The organism is Acinetobacter proteolyticus, from assembly GCF_000367945.1.
GTDB classification, from domain to species: domain Bacteria; phylum Pseudomonadota; class Gammaproteobacteria; order Pseudomonadales; family Moraxellaceae; genus Acinetobacter; species Acinetobacter proteolyticus.
In genome coordinates this window covers 2,433,006-2,433,502 of the sequence record NZ_KB849179.1, presented here as the reverse complement: position 1 = coordinate 2,433,502, position 497 = coordinate 2,433,006, and the positions used below count along the sequence as shown (strand labels likewise).

Genomic DNA, 497 nt, shown 5'->3' with positions numbered 1-497 from the left:
GACGGCACGATTGCAGCAGGCTCAAAAGAAGCAGTGAACGGTGGACAGCTCCGTGGCGTTGCCGACAGCGTGAGTACAGTTGTTGGTGGTAATGCGGCCGTGAATCCAGATGGCTCAATTACAACGAGCAATGTGGGGAACACAGGTCAAAACAACATCCATGATGCGATTGACTCAGTTCGTGGTCAGGCGGTTGCAGCCAAAACAACTGTGACAGAAGGTGACAATATCGTTGTTACTGAGTCGACCAATGCCGATGGCAGCACCAACTATGAAGTTGCCACTGCACGAGATGTTGATTTTGATTCAGTGCAAGTGGGTGATGTCAACATTGACGGAACGACAGGTAAGATCACTGGTGTTGCAGACGGCACAGTTGCAGCAGGTTCAAAAGAAGCAGTGAATGGTGGTCAGCTCAATGACAGCGTTGCCTCTACGGGCGATATCTTGGGTGGTGGTGTGACCAATGAAGGTGGTCGTCTCAATGGACCATTCAC

General features: G+C 50.9%; 1 pseudogene. It reads left to right on the top strand.

Features of this window, described 5'->3' with window-relative positions:
- A pseudogene (locus F993_RS05820) lies at positions 1-497 on the top strand (YadA-like family protein); the annotation flags it as partial.